This is a genomic window from Mycobacterium sp. NPDC049093 (genome assembly GCF_040704635.1).
Taxonomy (GTDB): Bacteria; Actinomycetota; Actinomycetes; order Mycobacteriales; family Mycobacteriaceae; genus Mycobacterium.
Genome location: NZ_JBEZJS010000002.1, coordinates 910,810 through 927,320, shown reverse-complemented (window position 1 = coordinate 927,320; position 16,511 = coordinate 910,810). Strand labels below are relative to the sequence as shown.

16 protein-coding genes are annotated in these 16,511 nt (G+C 67.2%); 11 read left to right on the top strand and 5 right to left on the bottom strand.

From position 1 onward, the window contains the following. The first annotated feature begins 17 nt into the window (after positions 1 to 17). Entirely contained in the window at positions 18 to 1,196 is a 1,179-nt protein-coding gene (locus tag AB0876_RS10005; RefSeq protein WP_526041868.1) for a lipase family protein, read from the top strand. A gap of 5 nt (positions 1,197 to 1,201) precedes the next feature. Here AB0876_RS10005 and AB0876_RS10000 read toward each other — a convergent pair whose 3' ends face one another. Genes AB0876_RS10000 through AB0876_RS09990 form a run of 3 tightly spaced genes read right to left on the bottom strand, consistent with a single transcriptional unit; the run spans position 1,202 to position 3,914 of the window. After that, positions 1,202 to 1,924, bottom strand: a complete 723-nt coding sequence (locus AB0876_RS10000) for a GntR family transcriptional regulator (RefSeq protein ID WP_526041867.1) — start codon at positions 1,922 to 1,924, stop codon at positions 1,202 to 1,204. After that, positions 1,921 to 2,607 (bottom strand): biuret amidohydrolase, encoded by a 687-nt coding sequence (gene biuH / locus AB0876_RS09995; RefSeq protein WP_491840157.1) that lies wholly within the window; start codon positions 2,605 to 2,607, stop codon positions 1,921 to 1,923. Before biuH ends, AB0876_RS10000 begins: the two co-directional genes overlap by 4 nt. Continuing rightward, positions 2,604 to 3,914 carry a cytosine permease gene (locus tag AB0876_RS09990; protein WP_526041866.1) on the bottom strand — a complete coding sequence of 437 codons (1,311 nt, stop codon included), beginning with the start codon at positions 3,912 to 3,914 and terminating at the stop codon, positions 2,604 to 2,606. Before AB0876_RS09990 ends, biuH begins: the two co-directional genes overlap by 4 nt. 188 nt (positions 3,915 to 4,102) lie before the next feature. On the opposite strand from AB0876_RS09990, the gene AB0876_RS09985 reads away from it, so the two are divergent. From AB0876_RS09985 to relB, 7 genes are all read left to right on the top strand, one after another. Further along, on the top strand, positions 4,103 to 5,356 hold the full coding sequence (locus AB0876_RS09985) for an ammonium transporter (RefSeq protein ID WP_090517592.1): 1,254 nt from the start codon (positions 4,103 to 4,105) through the stop codon (positions 5,354 to 5,356). 133 nt (positions 5,357 to 5,489) lie between these two features. Continuing rightward, positions 5,490 to 6,794, top strand: a complete 1,305-nt coding sequence (gene glnT, locus AB0876_RS09980; RefSeq protein WP_491840155.1) for a type III glutamate--ammonia ligase — start codon at positions 5,490 to 5,492, stop codon at positions 6,792 to 6,794. Between the two features lie 14 nt (positions 6,795 to 6,808). Continuing rightward, the gene (locus tag AB0876_RS09975) at positions 6,809 to 7,678 is read left to right on the top strand and encodes a class II glutamine amidotransferase domain-containing protein (RefSeq protein ID WP_526041865.1); all 870 of its coding nucleotides are present in this window, start codon (positions 6,809 to 6,811) and stop codon (positions 7,676 to 7,678) included. Continuing rightward, positions 7,666 to 8,388 carry a protein glxC gene (locus AB0876_RS09970; RefSeq protein WP_526041864.1) on the top strand — a complete coding sequence of 241 codons (723 nt, stop codon included), beginning with the start codon at positions 7,666 to 7,668 and terminating at the stop codon, positions 8,386 to 8,388. The genes AB0876_RS09975 and AB0876_RS09970 overlap by 13 nt, the downstream gene beginning before the upstream one ends. Further along, the gene (locus AB0876_RS09965; protein WP_526041863.1) at positions 8,388 to 9,680 is read left to right on the top strand and encodes an FMN-binding glutamate synthase family protein; all 1,293 of its coding nucleotides are present in this window, start codon (positions 8,388 to 8,390) and stop codon (positions 9,678 to 9,680) included. Before AB0876_RS09970 ends, AB0876_RS09965 begins: the two co-directional genes overlap by 1 nt. After that, positions 9,677 to 10,864, top strand: coding sequence for an NAD(P)/FAD-dependent oxidoreductase (locus AB0876_RS09960; protein WP_526041862.1), 1,188 nt, complete (start codon positions 9,677 to 9,679; stop codon positions 10,862 to 10,864). Before AB0876_RS09965 ends, AB0876_RS09960 begins: the two co-directional genes overlap by 4 nt. A gap of 12 nt (positions 10,865 to 10,876) precedes the next feature. Further along, positions 10,877 to 11,515: a type II toxin-antitoxin system RelB family anti-toxin gene (gene relB, locus AB0876_RS09955; RefSeq protein WP_064878781.1), complete on the top strand. Its 639-nt coding sequence runs from the start codon at positions 10,877 to 10,879 to the stop codon at positions 11,513 to 11,515. 13 nt (positions 11,516 to 11,528) lie between these two features. Here the strand turns inward: relB and AB0876_RS09950 are convergent, their stop codons facing one another. Continuing rightward, positions 11,529 to 11,744, bottom strand: a complete 216-nt coding sequence (locus tag AB0876_RS09950; protein WP_044521346.1) for a hypothetical protein — start codon at positions 11,742 to 11,744, stop codon at positions 11,529 to 11,531. Positions 11,745 to 11,938: 194 nt separating this feature from the next. Here AB0876_RS09950 and AB0876_RS09945 point away from each other — a divergent pair, with 194 nt between their 5' ends. The 3 genes from AB0876_RS09945 to AB0876_RS09935 all read left to right on the top strand — a co-directional run bounded on the left by AB0876_RS09945 (position 11,939) and on the right by AB0876_RS09935 (position 15,446). Further along, positions 11,939 to 13,012 (top strand): lytic transglycosylase domain-containing protein, encoded by a 1,074-nt coding sequence (locus AB0876_RS09945; RefSeq protein WP_526041861.1) that lies wholly within the window; start codon positions 11,939 to 11,941, stop codon positions 13,010 to 13,012. 178 nt (positions 13,013 to 13,190) lie between these two features. Beyond that, positions 13,191 to 15,008 (top strand): 2-isopropylmalate synthase, encoded by a 1,818-nt coding sequence (gene leuA / locus AB0876_RS09940; protein WP_526041860.1) that lies wholly within the window; start codon positions 13,191 to 13,193, stop codon positions 15,006 to 15,008. Between the two features lie 51 nt (positions 15,009 to 15,059). Further along, positions 15,060 to 15,446 (top strand): SHOCT domain-containing protein, encoded by a 387-nt coding sequence (locus AB0876_RS09935; RefSeq protein ID WP_055118348.1) that lies wholly within the window; start codon positions 15,060 to 15,062, stop codon positions 15,444 to 15,446. A gap of 1 nt (position 15,447) precedes the next feature. Here AB0876_RS09935 and AB0876_RS09930 read toward each other — a convergent pair whose 3' ends face one another. After that, complete coding sequence (locus AB0876_RS09930; protein ID WP_526041859.1) at positions 15,448 to 16,437, bottom strand: DEDDh family exonuclease; 990 nt, start codon at positions 16,435 to 16,437, stop codon at positions 15,448 to 15,450. Between the last annotated feature and the right edge of the window lie 74 nt (positions 16,438 to 16,511).

Here is a 16,511-nt window from a genome sequence, read left to right as displayed (position 1 = left end):
AGGAGAGAGATCTGTTGATGCGCAAAGGCTACAAAGCACTGGTCGCGCTCTCGGCCGCCACGCTCGTGTTCGCCGGTTGCGGAACACCGGACAAGGCCGAACAGTCCGAGGAAGAGGCGCCCCATAACCTCGGTTCCGTTCCTGTGACGAACGCTGCAGAACCGCTGCGAGATGCCGCCGCATCGATCGATCTCGTCACCCATATCTCCCGATCTGGGATCGATGACACCCAATCAACGCTCACCACTACCGTTTTCAAGCCCAAAGGGGACGCGCCCGAAGACGGGTTCCCGATCGTCGCACTGGCACCCGGAGCCACCGGGACTGCCCCTGACTGCGCACCGTCCGGTTCCCCTACCCTGGTCGGGCTTATCCCGACTGTTGTGGCGTTGTTGAAAGCCGGTTACGTCGTGGCAGTTCCGGACTTCCAGGGGCTTGGTCATCCCTCCACCGGTGAAGACATGGAACCGCAGTATCACCCGTATCTGGACTCGACGACGGCCGCCTACAACTTGGTTGACGGAGCTCAGGCCGCGCGGATCGTGGTACCGCAAACATCGGGTGCATGGCTGACGATGGGAATCGCCGAAGGCGGTCAGGCCGCGTGGGCGGCCAATGAGCTCGCCGACAACTACTCATACGAGCTCGAACTCGCGGGCTCCGTGAGCGTGTCGCCCATGACGGACCTCGACGGTCTCGCCGACGCCGCCGAGAACGGCACCTTGAACAACGAGCAGAAGGTTGTCCTCGCCCGGTTCCTGGCCGGACTGGAAGCCGCATATCCCGATGCGATCAACCTTGACGACTTCCGGCGCGGCGCCGCCGAACAGCAGTGGGACAACCTGCTTGGCTGTCAATCCGCGCCCACAGCCGCGCAGGTGGCTGCCCAGGTTCCCCCCGATGATCTGCGACCGGCCTCCGCAGAAGCGATGGACACCCTGCGTGGATTCCTTCAAAAGGTCAACCTGCCACAGGGGCCGACACGGGCTCCGATGCTGGTCGCGTACAGCGGGACCGAACCGGCGACTCCGGCCGTCTGGACTGACCGCGCACTCAACGCGGCATGCAAGCTAGGCGACACCATCACGATCCGCAAGGATCCACAGCCCCAGCTGGATTCCACCGCGACGCTGTCATGGATCAACAACCGATTCACATCGGCACCCGCTCCGAACGACTGTGAGGGCCGTAGCTAGGCCCGCTACTTCCACAGCGCCTCCAGCGAGGTGACCGACTGGCCGAGCGCGCGGGCACTCAGCGCGCGCAGGGCACGCCGCTCTACGACCTCGAAACTCGCGCCGACGTGCTCATGCAAGGCAGTGCGGCCAGCGTCGAGCTGATCGTCGAGGAGCAGGTCGACGATCTGGAGATGCTCATCGATGGTGGCGATCACCCGTTCTTCGGTGACGAAGTCATACATCCGGATCAACCGGATCCTCCGGTTGACATTGTCGAGCGTGGCTACCATCGCCTTGTTCCCGGATGCCGCGCACAGTTCGACGTGGAAAGACTCGTCGCGCAGCACCATGTCGCCGTCCGGTGGGGGCGGGCTGGCCTTCAGCCCCAGCCACTCGGCGCGCAGCGCCGCGAGCCGGTCTTTGTCGTACCGCAGCTCGTCGGTTTCCAGAATCCGTGCGATGCCGCGCAGTTCGATGGTGATGCGCAGCTCGTAGAGGTCGCGGACGCCCGGGATGTCCAACGCCACCGGGTAGTAGCCGTCGGGCCTGCGTTCGAGCATGCCGTCCGCATGCAACCGGACCAGCGCCTCCCGTAGTGGAGTCCGGCTGACGTTGAGCGTCTCGCAGAGCTGCGACTCGACCAGCCTCGTGCGATGGTCGATCTCGCCGACCATGAGCTTCTTGCCCAGGTCAAGGTAGACGCGGTCACGCAGGGAGACCGGTTCGGTGATCGGCGCCGACGTCATTGCAGTTCCTTGAGCGCGGCCACCACGTCGACGCTGGCGGCATGCGCCCCGAACACCCCGCCCTGCATGGTGATCATGTTCAGTGCCGCAACGTGATTGGCGTAGTCGGTGGCCCCGGTGGCATCCGAGACGACCAGGCACTCGTAGCCGCGGTCGTTGGCGTCCCGCATGGTGGTGTGCACGCACACGTCGGTCGTGATGCCCGTGAAGATGAGGTGCGTGATGCCGCGGGTGCGCAGCACCAGGTCCAGATCGGTCGCGTAGAAGCTGCCCTTGCCGGGCTTGTCGATGACGGGTTCGCCTGGCAGATCGGCCATCTCGGGCACCAATTGCCAGCCCGGCTCGCCCCGGGTGAGGATCCGGCCGCACGGTCCGGTCGATCCGATCTCGGCACCGATCTGCGCCGACCGCCACCGCTTGTTGGCGGGCAGGTCCGAGAGGTCGGGGCGGTGCCCTTCGCGGGTGTGGATGACCAGGAGCCCGGCCGCGCGGGCCGCTGCGAGCACCTCCTGCGCGGGGCCCAGCGGCGCCCGCACCAGCGACAGGTCGTAGCCCATGCTGTCGACGTAGCCGCCCTCACCGCAGAAGTCGACCTGCCAGTCGATGTTGATCAATGCCGTCCGCCCGGTGGGTATGTCACCGTCATACGGCCAGACGTAGGGGTTGGCCTCGATGGTGATCATGCGGTTTCTCCCACCAGCGCCGGTTGCACAGCGCGGACCGGCAGGTACGCCAACGCGGTGAAGGCCAGCCCGCCGACCACCATCGCCACCACCGCATCCGACAGCTGCGGGGCGTAGAAGTGCGTCAGCAGCGCTCCTCCGGCTCCGATTCCCCACGCCGCGAACGGTTTCCAGGCAATCGCCGCGGTGGCCCGGCGGTGGGCGAACACCAACTGGTCGAGGATCATCACGATGCCGATCGGGGGCACCAGCACTCCGAGGATGTTCAGCCACGTCGCGAAGTACGACCAGATGCCTGCGACGGCGGCGACGGTTCCCACCACACCCAGCACGATCGTCAACTGACGCATGGTCTTTCCGGTGATGTTGCCGAACCCGACCGCACCGTTGTAGAGGCAGTGCGCACACACGCTGCCGAGGTTGACGAAGACGAAGACGATCGCCAACGGCACCAGGACTCCCCCGGCGCCGACCAGGACATGCAGGAAGTCACCGCCCGCCGTGCCGGGTGCGGCGGCGGCGCCCAGTGCGACCACGAACGCGCCGGCCAGCTGAGCGATGAGGTAGGCGACCGGAAACGCGGAGAATGCCGCCAATGCGCCCTCTCTGCCGTTGCGGGCCCACCGGGTGAAGTCAGCGGTCATGGTCCCCGAGTCGGCGAAGCAGGCGAACACCATGGTCACCGCGACGCCGAAGCCGAAGGCGCTCACGCCGGCGCCGCCGCGGTAATCCAGCGCCGATCCGATCCCGCCGGCGCTACCGGCGGCCAGGATCACCGCCACCACGCCGAGCGGGATGAACAACACCGAGGCCACCACCCCGATCCAGGAGATCGCACGGATCCCGACGAAGGTCAACGCCACGAACAGCACCCCGGCCAGCAGGGTGATCCACGGCGCGCTCCAGCCCATCGAGAGGTTGAGCGTGGATCCGACCATGCCCGTCTGGAAGGCGAACCAGCCGATCACCAATGCCGAGAGGAAGGCCGAGACAATGCGGAAACCCCGGGTCCCGAAGGTGTCGGCCGCGGTGAGCGCGAAGTTCTTGCCGGAGCGGCCGGCCAGGTAGCTCAGTGTGCCGACATAGCCCATCAGGATCAGGTCACCGACCACGATGGCGACCAAGCCCATGACGAAGCCGAGGTTGTAGACCACGATGCCCGCGAAGACGGCCGAGGTCATGATCATCGGGAAGCCGACCCACACCGCGGACACCGCGAACAGTGACTTGCGGGCGGTCAGCGGGACGGGCTGGTTCTCGTACTCCTCACCAAGCGCCGAATGCTGTTCGGCGAGCGCTGTATCCATGGCTGTATACCGTCGGGTATACGGATTTCCCTGGCATTTCTGTCGATGAACGTTCCGTAACGAGGTCCTCACGGGCGTCCGGCGCTCAGCTTTACGTCGTCGCAACACAACAGGTCGGTCCACGTAACAGAAACGTCGTCAACTCCCAGTGATCGGCCCGCCCGGGCCGCCACCCCCAGGAGATGTTGATGGATACAGGAACCACAGCGTTCATGCTGTGTTGCATCATCGGCCTCACGCTGATGATCCCCGGCCTTGCCCTGTTCTACGGCGGCATGGTCTCGGTCAAGAGCTCGACCAACATGATGATGATGACGTTCGGCGCAGTCGCCCTCGTGGGCGTGCTGTGGGTGCTGTTCGGATTCTCGATGGTCTTCGGGACGTCCTACGGCGGATTCGTCGGCAGCTTCACCGAATTCGCCGGCATGAAGGACCTCATGGAGCCGATGACCACGGTCGCGGGGCTTCCGGTCAGCTTGTTCTCCATCTTCCAGGCGCTGTTCGCGGCCATCACTGTGGCGCTGATCTCGGGTGCGGTCGCCGACCGGATGAAGTTCGGCGCCTGGATGATCTTCGCCGCGGCCTGGGCGGTCCTGGTGTACTTCCCGGTCGCACACTGGGTTTTCGCCTTCGACGGTGTCGTCACCGAGAACTCGGTCGGCGGCTGGATCGCCAACAAGCTGCACGCCATCGACTTCGCCGGTGGCACCGCCGTGCACATCAACGCCGGCGCGGCCGCCCTCGCCGTGGCCATCGTGCTCGGCAAGTCGGCCATGTTCGGCCAGTTGCGCAAGCCGCACAACGTCCCCCTGACCCTGCTCGGCGCGGGCATGCTATGGGCCGGCTGGTATGCCTTCAACGGCGGATCCGCCCTGGCCGCAGGCAATTCCGCTGCCATCGTGATGGTCACCACCTTCGTCGCCACCTGCGCGGCCACCCTGGCCTGGATCGGCGTCGAGAAACTCAAGGACGGCCACGTCACCGGCGTGGGCGCCGCCTCGGGCGCGATCACCGGCCTGGTGGCCATCACCCCGGCCTGCGGTGCGGTCACCCCGATCGGCGCGATCTTCGTCGGCGCCATCGCCGGGGCGATCTGCGTCTACGCCGTCGGCTTCAAGGAGAAGCTTGGCTACGACGACTCGCTCGACGTGGTCGGCGTACACCTGGTCGGCGGCGTGGTCGGCACCCTGCTGATCGGCTTCTTCGCCAGCGAGGGCATGCCCAATGCCACCAACGGCCTGTTCTACGGCGGCGGATTCGACCAGCTGTGGAAGCAGGCGGTCGCGGCCGGTGCGGTGATGGCCTACTCGTTCGCGGTTGCCTTCGCCATCGCGTTCGTCCTGAAGAAGACCATCGGAATCCGCATCTCCTCCGAGGAAGAGGAGAAGGGTATCGACACCACATTCCACCGGGATTCGGCCTACGAGCTCGAATTCGCCTGACAGAAAAGATGATCCCCGGCCCGGCTGCCGAGGACCCGCATCCGCGGCAGCCGGTGACCGGGGTTTCCTCGACTTGCCGAAGTTTCCTACAGTGATACTTTGATTCTTAACAAGAGACGAAAGTGCTGGTGCTATGCCCTCCGATCTCGCCACCCTCGCCGAACAATCCGGCACCAAGTTCATCCTCGCGCTGTTCGTGGACCTGCGCGGAAAGCCTTGCGCCAAACTGGTTCCCGTTGAATCAGTCGAGCTCCTGGCCACCGAGGGTGTGGGCTTCGCCGGCTATGCCGTCGGCGCGATGGGCCAGGAACCGAAGGACCCGGACCTCGTCGCCATCCCCGACCCGGCCTCGTTCACCCCGATCCCGTTCATCAAGGAGGGCCTGGCCCTCGTGCACTGCGACCCTCACGTCGGGGGCGCACCGTGGCCGTATGCACCGCGGGTGATCCTCAAGGGCCTGATCCAGCGCGCCGCCGACGCCGGATTTGAACCCTGGGTGGGCGCCGAGGTCGAGTATTTCCTTCTGCGGCGCAACGCCGATGGCGTCCTGGCCACCGCCGACGCCGCCGACACCGCCGCCCAGCCCTGTTACGACGCGCGTGGCGTCACCCGCATGTACGAGCACCTCACCGCGATCTCGACGGCGATGAACACCCTCGGCTGGTCCAACTACGCCAACGACCACGAGGACGGCAACGGGCAGTTTGAGCAGAACTTCGAGTTCTCCGATGCGCTGACCACCGCCGACCGGGTGATCACGCTGCGCTACCTGCTGTCGATGATCGCCGGCGAACGCGACATGGTGGCCACCTTCATGCCCAAGCCCTTCAGCGACCGCACCGGCAGTGGTCTGCATCTGCACCTGTCGCTGACCAGCGGCGGTACCCCGGTCTTCCCTGCCGACGCCGACGAGCGGGGCCTGGGCCTGTCCGAGACGGCGTACGCGTTCATCGGTGGCATCCTCGACCACGCCTGCGCGCTGCAGTCCGTCGTCGCCCCGACGGTCAACTCCTACAAGCGGACCGGCGCGACCTCGACCGCATCGGGCGCCTCGTGGGCCCCGCGCAAACCCAGCTACGGCGGCAACGATCGCACCCACTACATCCGAGTGCCCGACAGTCAGCGCATCGAGTTGCGCGGCGGCGACGGGTCGGCCAACCCGTATCTCGCGATCGCCGCGGCACTGGGCGCCGGGCTCGACGGCGTCAAACGCAGCCTCGACCCGGGAGCCGTGGGAGCCCAGGGACCGGCGGCACTGCCGCCCACACTGCTGCACGCGGTCGAATCGCTGGAGACCGATCCGATCGTCACCGGGGTGCTCGACGTCGCGGGCGACGGCGTCGCCTCCTACTTCGCCGACGTCAAACGCGAGGAGTTCTTCGCCTACCACGGCACCGTCACGCCGTGGGAGATCGACCAATACCTGACGGCGTTCTAGAAGGGAGACAACACATGTGCGGGATCGTGGGGCTACACCTACGCACACCGGAGCTGTATCCGCGGCTGGGGGAACTGCTCGCCGCCATGCTCGGCGAGATGTCCGATCGCGGTGCCGACTCAGCGGGGATCGCGGTCTACGGGGATCCCGAGTGGTCACCGTACGGGCAGGGCTGTGTCTCGGTGACCGATGTCGCGGATCGGCCCGATCTGGGCCCGGATGTCGATGTAGTGCAGGTCGATTCGACGTACCTGCTGTCGGCCGACCTGGAGTCCGAGGAGCTGCTGGACCTGGTGCGGGCGGCCTATCCGACGGCACTGATCTCGGGGTTCGGCGCCGATCTGGCGGTCCTCAAAGGAGTCGGCCATCCCCGCTCGCTCACCGAGGCCTGGGGTCTGGCCAAGGCCCAGGGCTGGCAGGGTGTCGGGCACACCAGGATGGCCACCGAGTCCGCGGTGACGCCGTCGGGCTGCCATCCCTACACCGTCGGCCCAGGACAGTGCCTGGTGCACAACGGATCTTTCGCCAACCACGCCACCATCCGCCGCGACCTGCGCCGGGCCGGTGTGAGGTTCGACAGCGAGAACGACACCGAGGTGGGCGCCCGGTTCGTGGCCGGACAACTGGCCGCGGGCCGCGACGTGGCCACCGCACTCAAGGAGCTCTGCGCCACCTTTGATGGCTTCTACACCCTGCTGGTCTCCGATCACGACTCGTTCGCGGTGGTGCGCGACGCCATCGCGTGCAAGCCGGCCGTGATCGCCGAAACCGCCGACTGGGTGGCGATGGCCAGCGAGTACCGGGCCCTGGCCGGGCTGCCCGGCGTCGAGCAGGCACGTATTTGGGAACCGGAACCGGAGGTGGTCTACGCATGGACACGTTGATACGGCGGGCAGGAGCGCAGCGACCGGGGAATCTGTCGCGGTTCGATTTGCGGACAACGCCGTTGCGTGAGGTCAATGCCGCATTGCACCAGCCGGGCGTCGACGGTGACCACGTCATCGCGCATCCCGACGGTGCCCATAACGTCGCCGTCGGCCTCAACGCGCCGTTGCGGGTGACCGTCGAGGGCCACGTCGGCTACTACGCCGCTGGGATGAACCAGCTCGCCGAGGTCACGATCAACGGCAACGCCGGGACCGGCATTGCCGAGAACATGATGAGCGGCACGGTGCGCGTCACCGGGAACGCCTCTCAGTCGGCAGGCGCCACCGCGCACGGCGGGCTGCTGGTCATCGAGGGAGACGCAGCTGCCCGCTGCGGCATCTCGATGAAGGGTGTGGACATCGTGGTGGGCGGCAGCATCGGCCACATGAGCGCGTTCATGGCCCAGGCCGGACGTCTGGTGGTGCGCGGCGACGCCGGGGAGGCGCTGGGCGACTCGATCTATGAGGCCCGCATCTACGTGCGGGGCGAGGTGGCTTCACTAGGCGCGGACTGCATCGCCAAGCCGATGCGGCCCGAGCACCATGCCGAACTCGCGGAGTTGTTGGCCGCCAGTGGCTTCGGTGACGACGACACCGCGGCTTACACCCGCTACGGCTCGGCCCGAAACCTCTACCACTTCCACGTCGACAATGCGAGTGAGTACTGATGCGAGAATCCGCCACCTTCGATCGATCCACCATCGCCGACATCCAGCGAGCCGCCGAGACCGGGATCTACGACATCCGCGGCTGGGGTGCCAAACGCCGGCTGCCCCACTTCGACGACCTGCTGTTCCTCGGCGCGTCGATGTCGCGCTACCCGCTGGAGGGCTACCGGGAACGCTGCGGCACCGACGTGGTGCTCGGTGACCGGCACGCCAAACATCCACTGCACCTGAACATCCCGGTCACCATCGCTGGCATGAGCTTCGGCGCGCTGTCCGGTCCGGCCAAGGAGGCCCTGGGCCGCGGGGCCAGCGAGGCAGGCACCTCGACCACCACGGGTGACGGCGGCATGACACCGGAGGAGCGCGGGCAGAGCAAGCACCTGGTGTACCAGTACCTGCCCTCGCGCTACGGGATGAACCCCGACGACCTACTCAAGGCCGATGCCATCGAGGTAGTGCTCGGCCAGGGCGCCAAACCGGGCGGCGGTGGAATGTTGTTGGGCCAGAAGATCTCCCCGCGGGTGGCCCAGATGCGCACGCTGCCCGAAGGCATCGACCAGCGAAGCGCGTGCCGGCACCCGGACTGGACCGGGCCCGACGATCTGACCATCAAGATCAACGAACTGCGGGAGATCACCGACTGGGAGAAGCCCATCTACGTCAAGGTCGGGGCCACCCGCACCTACTACGACGTGAAGCTCGCCGTGCACGCCGGCGCCGACGTGGTGGTGGTCGACGGAATGCAGGGCGGCACTGCCGCCACCCAGGAGGTGTTCATCGAGCACGTGGGCATCCCGACCCTGGCTGCGGTACCGCAGGCGGTGCAGGCGTTGCAGGAGCTGGGGGTCCACCGCCAAGTCCAGTTGATCGTGTCGGGCGGTATCCGCACCGGCGCGGATGTCGCCAAGGCACTGGCGCTGGGTGCCGATGCCGTCGCGATCGGCACCGCCGCGTTGATCGCGCTGGGCGACAACCATCCCCGCTATGCCGCCGAGTACGAGAAGCTCGGCAGCGCCGCCGGTTTCTACGACGACTTCCAGGACGGACGCGATCCGGCCGGAATCACCACGCAGGATCCGGAACTGGCCGCCCGGTTCGACCCGGTCGAGGGCGGTCGCCGACTGGCCAACTATCTGCGCGTGCTGACCATGGAGGCCCAGACCATCGCGCGGGCGTGCGGCAAGGCCCACGTGTGTCATCTGGAGCCCGAAGACCTGGTGGCGGTGACCATTGAGGCCGCCGCGATGGCCCGGGTTCCGCTGGCCGGCACCAACTGGATCCCGGGCCAGTGAACGCCACCACAGACGTCGTCATCGTCGGCGGCGGACTGGAAGGGGCCGCGGCCGCCTGGGCGTTGAGTCAACGCGGCGTCACCGATGTGACTGTCCTGGAGCGCAATTCCGTCGGATCCGGGATGACCGGGAAATCCAGCGGGATCGTGCGCTGCCACTACGGGGTCAGCTCACTGGCCGCGATGGCGACCGTCGGTCTCGAGATCTTCGAGAACGCCAGGCAGATCTTCGGCACCGACATCGGGTTCCGGCAGACCGGCTACGTCGTCGGCGTCGGCGAACCCAACGTCGACAACCTTCGTAAGAGTCTGGCCGCCCAACGCGAGGTCGGGGTGCAGACCGAGGAGATCGATGCCGCCGAGGTGGCCAGGCTGTGGCCGTGGGCCGATCTGGAACCGTTCGCGGCCTTCGGCTGGGAGGCTCGAGGCGGACACGGCGACGCCTACCAGACCGCGCAGGCGTTCGCGGTATCGGCAAGGGCGGCCCGGGTGCGAATCATGCAGGGCGCCAACGTGACCGCGCTGGCACTCGACGGAGACCGGGTCACCGGCGTCGAATTGGCCGACGGCAGCCGGGTCTCGGCAGGCACCGTCGTCGTCGCCACCGGCGTATGGACCCGGCCATTCCTGGCGCCCTACGGCGTGGACGTGCCCATCCGGGTGCACCGGGAACAGATCGTGACGATCAAGCCCGGGGTGGACACCGGCCCCGTGCCCGTCTTCTCCGACCTGGTCTCGCTGCAATACATCCGGCCCGAGCCCAACGGCGAGTTGCTGTTCGGAAACTCCGATCTGGCCGAACTGGAACCCGCCGACCCGGACGACTACCTGAACCGGGCCACCGACGGGTTCATCGACCTGACCGTCGACAAGGTCGGCACGCGATTCCCGGGCTTCCCCGACGCGGCGATCAGCGGCAGCTACGCCGGCTGCTACGACGTCACCCCGGACTGGAACCCGGTCATCTCCCCGACCGGAATCGACGGCCTGCTGGTGGCGGCCGGATTCAGCGGGCACGGCTTCAAGATCGCCCCGGCGGTCGGCAACCTGGTCGCCGATCTGGTGATCGACGGACGCAGCTGCGACCCGCGGATACCTGAGTCGGATTTCCGGCTCACCCGGTTCGCAGAGGACAATTTGCTCAAGAGCCGGTATCCGTACGTCGGTGCCGGGGAGATGCGTTAGACGGGAGTGCCGGTGAGCGACCTGCTGCGTAACGCCGGAACGGCCCGGGAACGCGATCCCCACGCGCCGGTCGAAGAGCTCGAGTTCGAGGCGGCGATCGGGCGCAACGTGCGCCAACTGCGCCAGCAGCACGGGCTCACCGTCGCCGACATGGCCGCGCGGGTGGGCATCTCCAAGGCGATGCTGTCCAAGATCGAGAACGCCCAGACCTCCTGCAGCCTGTCCACCCTGGCGCTGTTGGCCAAGGGCCTCGACGTTCCGGTGACCAGCCTGTTCCGCGGGGCCGACGTCGAACGTCCGGCGGCCTTCGTCAAAGCGGGCACGGGGCCCGAGATCGTGCGCAACGGCACCAAACAGGGGCACGAATACCAACTGCTCAGCTCGCTGCGCGGGGAGCACAAGCGGCTGGAATGTCTGCACGTCACGCTGACCGAGAAGAGCCAGACCTACCCGCTGTTCCAGCATCCCGGTACCGAGTTCATCTACATGCTCGAAGGCGTCATGGACTACAGCCACAGCCGCTCGGTCTACCGCTTGCAGCCGGGCGACTCCCTGCAGATCGACGGGGAAGGCGCTCACGGACCGGTTGACCTGATCGAACTGCCGATCCGGTTCCTGTCGGTGATCGCCTTCCCCGATTCGCAGGTGTGAGTCATCCCACCGCTCACTCGTAGATGCTGGTGATCCGCTGCGGGCCGTGGTGGTTGTGCCAGCCGGGCTTCATGCCGGGAGCCGGGGTGGCGTAGGTGTCCGGGCTGTACAGGTTGCCCGAGCCCTGCGGCGTCTGCGCGCCGGCAGTACCGGCCAGGCCGAGCGCGACAGCGCCGAAGACGCCTGCGGACAGGATGGGCAGTGCCAGAGCCTTGGTGAACTTCGTCATGATCGTGAATCCTTCTGTCTCAGTGTGTGTTTTGGTTTCTGCTGCGGCCTGTTCGGCCTCTGAGACAAGAATGCGATCCGGACGGCCCCGGGTCTGTCCGGCGATCAGGCGATCAACCTGGTGAAGATGCGTTCCCCCGATCGGGGGAACGTGTCGGAGTTGGCAGGCAGCCACCCGGGTGTCACTGTGGTTCCATGCGCCACCGTGCCCGTCGAGCGGTCCGCGACGCATCCACCTGCCTCGCCGTGATCGTTCGGATGGCGTTGACCAGCGCGGTCGCCGTCGCGCCCAGCTTGGTCGGCCTGGTTCAGGAGACCCGGGTACGGCCGGTGGCCGCGGTCCTGCCGTTGCCCGACCTCGCCGGCCAACCCTGGCCGGTGTCGCCGTCGGCGCGTCCAACTGCTGCAGCGCCGGCCACCACAGGGTCACCGCCACCCCCGCAGGTTCGGGCGCCGGGCGGGGTGCACATCCCCGCGATCGCACTGACGGCCTACCAGAATGCGGACGCCATGATGGCGCAAAGCCAACCCGACTGCGGTGTTACCTGGAACCTGCTCGCCGGGATCGGGTACGTCGAGTCCACGCATGCGTTCGGCGGCGCCGCCGACGAACGCGGTGACTCCGTCAGTCCCATCTATGGCCCGGCTCTCGACGGCTCACTGCCGGGCAACGAGATCATCGTCGCCGGCAGCTTCGGCGGCGGCACGCACTACGCCCGCGCGCTGGGGCCCATGCAGTTCCTGCCGAGCACGTGGCTGCTGCACGGCGCCGATGGCGACGGCGACGGTCAGGCCGATCCGCACAACCTCTTCGATGCCACTCTGGCCGCGGCCCGCTACCTCTGCAGCGACGGTGCGGACCTGCGCAACCAGACGCAGCTGACGAGCGCGGTGCTGCGCTACAACCACTCGATGCCCTACGTCGCCAACGTGCTGGGCTGGGCGGCGGCCTACGCCACCGGCGTGGCTCCGGTGAATCTGCCGTCGCTCACCGCGCCGCGTTCGCCGAGCGTCGCCGTTCGCGCGGTCGACGGCACCGCTGCGTCGGATGTCGGCTCGACTGAAACCGCCACCGCCACGCCGGACAAGTCGGTGCGTCGAGACGACGGCCGCGACACCGGTTCATCGACACCCCAGCCGGGATCGTCAGCGACGAGCAAGGGCTCCACCAACACGAACACGAGCACGACGAGCGGGTCCCGGCACCGCGCCGGCACCGCCACACCCAAGGTCAAGATCGGCAACGGCCGTTCCGGCGGCGCGCGCTGACGCCTCGGACCGGCATCTAGCGGCATTTGGGCCAACCAGGCCCCCGGGCGTACAGTTGACCGCGTGCAGCGGGTGCTCCTTCTCGGACGCCGCGACGGGGTTTGACCAGACCGGCTTCCCGTCGCGGGTGTTTTGCGATCCGCCGGTCGAGTCCCCCTGATCTCCCGGAGCAAACATCATGACCAGCCCAGACGCCTACACGTCCGCCCGCACCATCACCACACCGTCCGGCCCCGGCAACTCCGGTCAGCCCGTCTGGAACACCCAGCGCGGTTCATCCATGCCGGTCAGCCGCTATCGCAGCTTCGCCGACGAGGTTCCCGGCGGCAGCCCGGCCTTCGGCCAGGGCGTCCCGTTCGACCGCACCTGGCCGGACCGCGTCATCGACACCGCACCTCAGTGGTGCGCGGTCGACCTGCGCGACGGTAACCAGGCCCTGATCGATCCCATGAGCCCCGCGCGCAAGCGCCGCATGTTCGACCTGCTGGTACGGATGGGCTACAAGGAGATCGAGGTCGGCTTCCCCTCGGCCAGCCAGACCGACTACGACTTCGTCCGCGAGATCATCGAGGACGGCGCCATCCCGGACGATGTGACGATCCAGGTGCTGACCCAGTGCCGGCCCGAGCTGATCGAGCGGACGTTCGAGGCTTGCGCGGGCGCTCCGCAGGCGATCGTGCACTTCTACAACTCGACGTCCATCCTGCAGCGCCGCGTGGTGTTCCGGGCCGACCGCGAGGCCGTCAAGAAGATCGCCACCGACGGCGCCCACATGTGCGTCGAGGAGGCCAAGAAGTACCCGCAGACCCGCTGGCGCTTCGAGTACTCCCCCGAGTCCTACACGGGCACCGAGCTGGAGTACGCCGTCGAGGTGTGCAACGCGGTCGCCGACATCGTCAAGCCCACGCCCGAGTGGCCGCTGATCGTCAACCTGCCGGCCACCGTCGAGATGGCCACCCCGAACGTCTATGCCGACTCGATCGAGTGGATGAGCCGGCACCTGACCCCGCGCGACTCGATCATCCTGAGCCTGCACCCGCACAACGATCGCGGAACCGGTGTTGCCGCAGCCGAATTGGGCTACCAGGCCGGCGCCGACCGGATCGAGGGCTGCCTGTTCGGCAACGGCGAGCGCACGGGCAATGTCTGCCTGGTGACGCTGGGACTGAACATGTTCAGCCGCGGGGTCGACCCGCAGATCGACTTCTCCAACATCGACGAGATCCGGCGCACCGTCGAGTACTGCAACCAGCTGCCCGTCCACGAGCGTCATCCCTACGGCGGTGACCTGGTCTACACCGCGTTCTCCGGCAGCCACCAGGATGCCATCAACAAGGGCCTGGACCAGATGAAGTTCGACGCCGACGAGGCTGACGTCGATGTTGATGATCTCCTGTGGCAAGTTCCCTACCTGCCGATCGACCCCAAGGACGTCGGCCGCACGTACGAGGCCGTGATCCGGGTGAACTCGCAGTCCGGCAAGGGCGGCGTCGCCTACATCATGAAGGCCGACCACGGCCTGGCCCTGCCGCGGCGGCTGCAGATGGAGTTCTCGAAGGCCATCCAGCAGATCACCGACGGCGAGGGCGGCGAGGTCTCGCCCAAGGCGATCTGGGACGCGTTCTCCGAGGAGTACCTGGCCCCGATCACCCCGTTGGAGCGCATTCGCCAGAAGGTGGTCGCCTCCGAGGTGGACGGTGGCACCGACACCATCACCGCGATCGTCAAGATCGACGGCGTCGAACGCGAGATCGTCGGCGCAGGCAACGGCCCGCTGGCGGCATTCGTCGACGCCCTGGGAGCCATCGGCTACGACATCAACGTGCTGGACTACTCGGAGCACGCCATGTCCTCGGGTGAAGAGGCGCAGGCCGCGGCCTATGTCGAGGCGTCGATCGGCGGCAGGACCGTCTGGGGCGTCGGTATCGCGACTTCGATCACAACTGCATCACTTCGCGCGGTCGTATCTGCCGTCAACAGAGCCGCGCGTGCTTAGCTGACGTCGGCGTAGATCACTACGCCTGACGTCAATGGCAAGGAGCGCTCCATGGACTGGGGCTCAACGTGGGATTTCCTCTGGCATTTCCTGATCATCTTCGCCTGGATCGCGTACCTGCTGGTCCTGTTCCAGATCCTCACGGACCTGTTCTGGCGTGATCACAAGACCTCCGGCTGGGTGAAGGCCGTGTGGGTGGTCTTCCTGATCGTGTTCCCGTGGCTCACGGCGCTGGTGTACCTGATCGCCCGTGGCAAGGGCATGTCCGAACGCGCCCAGGCGGCAGCGCTGGCGGCCAAGCAGGAGACCGACGCCTACATCAAGCAGGCGGCAGGCCGGTCCCCGGCGCAGGAGATCGCCGACGCCAAGGCCTTGCTGGATGCCGGCACGATCACCCAGGCCGAGTTCGACGGGCTGAAAGCCAAGGCGCTCAGCTAGCTCAGAAGAGCGTGTACTGATCGCTCTCTGCGGGGGTGTCGCAGAACTCCTCGATATCGGCGCCACCGACGACATGGTTCAGCAGACCCATGAATGTCTCGTCGTCGAGTAGCGGCACCCCCAGCTCGACAGCCTGGTAACCCTTGCCCTGGCTGGGTGCGGTCTCGTTGCAGAGCACCAGTGAGGTCTGCTGATCCACCAGATCGGTGTAGGACAGCCCGGCGTGCAGGATGCGCTCTACGAGCTCCTCATGGGTGCGCACGACCTCCGCCGACAGCGCCACCCGCATGCCCTGCACCAGCGGCCGCCCCGGCACGAAGACGCCCGGGTTGGCGTACTCGCACGGCAGCCGCGAGGCCAGCACCTTCAACGGCCGCAGTTCTTCGTGGGTGACGTGGCCGTTGGGCCAGCGGCGTCGACTCACCTCCCGCAGCGGCAGCCAGACCTTGCGGTCGCGCGCGCGGGCCAGCGTCGGTTTGAGGATCTGTGCCAGGACCAACGCGTCGTCGAGCGCGTCATGCGGCCGCATCTGGCTCACGCCCCAGTGCGCCGCCAACGTCTCCAGCCGCAGATTCTCGGTACCCAACGCCAATCGCCGCGCCAGCTCGACCGTGCACATCACGCTGTCGACCGGCAGCTCAGCCCCGACCAGCTCGGCCTCGGCGGTCAGGAAGCTGTAGTCGAAGCCCACGTTGTGGGCGACCAGCGTGCGTCCCCGCAGGACATCACTGAGCTCGTCGACGACATCACCGAAGGTGGGCTGGCCTTCCAGCATCTCGGACGTCAACCCGTGCACATGGGTGGGCCCGGGATCCACCCCCGGATTCAGCAGGGACGCGACGCTGCGCTCGACATTTCCGTCGTCCCCGACCGCGAGCGCGGCGACGCTGACGATGCGTGCCTGCCCGGGCCGGAACCCGGTCGTCTCCACGTCTACGACCGCCCAGCCCGCTCCCGGCTCCTCCGCCGGCCTGCCCCACGCGCTGCTCATATTCGCCAGGATGGCACGCAGGCCCGACAGAGTCGGGCGGCGCGGCAGCGTGTCGTGCCCCTAAAATCGCCGGA